We start from the raw sequence: 2,271 nt of genomic DNA, 5'->3' as shown, positions 1-2,271 counted from the left end.
CCCCGGTCGTCGTGGCGCGTCGTTGAAATTCGGCGAGCGTTGCTCTCTTGCTAATTTGGGGACCCTGAAGCCTGTCTAAGATACCCCGGCCGCCACATGACGCGCCGAAGGCCGGCACCGTGGACACGGCACCGGCCTTCGGTTTCAGAACTGCGCTTCCAACCCTGCGATCAGGCAATGACCTCGGCAGGACGCGCGGCGAGCGCATCGATCTGCACGCCGGGGCCCATCGTCGTCGAGATGACGATCTTCTTCACATAGCGACCCTTGGTGGTGCTGGGACGCAGACGGTAGATCTCGGAGGCGGCCGCCCGGTAGTTGTCCAGCAGGTCGTCCTTGGAGAAGGAGAGCCGTCCGATGATGAACTGAAGGTTGGCATGACGATCGACGCGGAACTCGATCTTGCCTCCCTTGATGTCGGAGACGGCCTTGGTGACGTCCATGGTCACCGTACCGGTCTTCGGATTCGGCATCAGGCCGCGCGGGCCGAGCACCCGGCCGAGCCGGCCGACCTTGCCCATCATGTCGGGCGTGGCCACGACGGCATCGAAGTCGAGATAGCCATCGGTGACCCGCGCGATGAGATCGTCAGCACCCACCTCGTCGGCCCCGGCGGCGATCGCCTCGTCCGCCTTGGCGCCCTGGGCGAAGACGAGGACCCGAGCCGTCTTTCCAGTACCGTGCGGGAGATTGACCGTGCCGCGCACCATCTGGTCGGCCTTGCGCGGGTCGACGCCCAGTCGCATGGAGACCTCGACCGCCTCGTCGAACGCGGCAGGGGCGAACTGCTTGATGATGCTCATCGCCTCTTCGGTGGTGTAGAGCTGTTCGGCGTCGCGCAACTGTGCGGCCGCCTCGTAACGCTTGGAGTGCGTCATGTCTGGTTCCTTTCCGTCAGCCTCGTGAGCTGATCCACCAGGTTCTGGTCCGGGCGCACAGGCCCCACCAGTTGCTTGCGTCCACCGAGTTCTCCTCGGCGGACATGTACTCATTCAGGTTGAATTCACCAGGCCACCGACGAGACCGGTAGCCCACCCGCCGCAGCGGGGCCAATTCACTTGACGTTGATACCCATCGAGCGCGCAGTGCCGGCGACGATCTTCATCGCTGCGTCGACATCGTTTGCGTTGAGGTCGGGCATCTTGGTCTCGGCGATCTCCCGGACCTGGTCGGAGGTGATGGTGCCGACCTTCTCCTTGTCGGGATGGCCAGAGCCCTTCGCAACACCTGCTGCCTTCTTGATCAGCTCTGCGGCAGGAGGCGTCTTCGTGATGAATGTGAAAGTCCGGTCCTCAAAAATGGTGATGACGGCCGGGATGACGGTTCCGCGCTGGGATTCCGTCTTGGCGTTGTAGGCCTTGACGAACTCCATGATGTTGACTCCGTGCGGGCCGAGGGCGGTACCGACGGGAGGCGCAGGGGTCGCGGAACCAGCAGGAATGGCGATCTTGACGATCGCCGCTACCTTCTTCTTGGGAGGCATTTTCGGGTCCTTCTATTGCTGGTCTGCCATCGCACTGCAGGGATGCGCGTGGCCTGTGATGTGGGGCGCCCTGACGCCCTGCCCCGCGAACGGGGCGCTGACATATCGGTCAGTCAACGACCTTCTCGATCTGCGGGAAGGTCAAATCTACCGGGGTCTCCCTGCCGAGGATCTCGACATTGGCACGCAGCCGCTGGTTGTGGGTGTTGATCTCGGTGATCGTGGCGTGCACCCCGGAGAAGGGGCCATCCACCACCATGACCTGGTCGCCCACGGAGAAGTCCATGACTTCGACCTTCTCCGTGCTACGGCCGGGCAGCGCGGCACTCGAGAGGTTGACCTTGGCGACGATCGAGGGCGTCAGCATCCGCTCCACCTCGTCCAGCTCGAGCGGCGTCGGTGAGGTGGACTGGCCCACGAAACCGGTCACCGAGGGGGTGTGGCGCACCGTGGACCAACTCTCGTCGGTCAGCTCCATGCGCACCAGCACATAGCCCGGCAGGAAGGTACGCGTGACATTCTTCTTCTGCCCATTGCGCATCTCGACCGCATCCTCGGTGGGGACGATGGTCTCGTAGATGTAGTCCTCCATGCTCAAGGACTTCACCCGGTTGTCGATGTTCTGCTTGACGCGGTTCTCCATGCCGGAGTAGGTGTGCACCACATACCATTCTCCCGGCTTCACGCCGAGCGCGGCGTGGAGCTCCGCCAGGGGGTTGGCACGCGGCGCGGCGGGGTGGGTGGGGGTGTGCGCGGGGGTGGCGGGGCGCGGCCCCCACGCCGGGTGG

3 protein-coding genes are annotated in these 2,271 nt (G+C 64.3%); all 3 read right to left on the bottom strand.

The window, feature by feature from the left end:
* Nucleotides 1–170: 170 nt before the first annotated feature.
* Nucleotides 171–878: a 50S ribosomal protein L1 gene (rplA, locus tag ABF648_RS09410; protein WP_415632025.1), complete on the bottom strand. Its 708-nt coding sequence runs from the start codon at nt 876–878 to the stop codon at nt 171–173.
* Nucleotides 879–1,054: 176 nt separating this feature from the next.
* Nucleotides 1,055–1,483, bottom strand: a complete 429-nt coding sequence (rplK, locus tag ABF648_RS09405) for a 50S ribosomal protein L11 (protein WP_415632024.1) — start codon at nt 1,481–1,483, stop codon at nt 1,055–1,057.
* Nucleotides 1,484–1,592: 109 nt separating this feature from the next.
* Nucleotides 1,593–2,271, bottom strand: a 679-nt coding sequence (gene nusG / locus ABF648_RS09400; RefSeq protein WP_415632023.1) for a transcription termination/antitermination protein NusG, incomplete at its 5' end; no start/stop codon positions are given.

This window comes from Propionibacterium sp. (assembly GCF_047719395.1).
Taxonomy (GTDB): Bacteria; Actinomycetota; Actinomycetes; order Propionibacteriales; family Propionibacteriaceae; genus Propionibacterium.
Note: the sequence above shows the minus strand (reverse complement) of the source record. Positions and strands in the feature narration are given on the sequence as shown.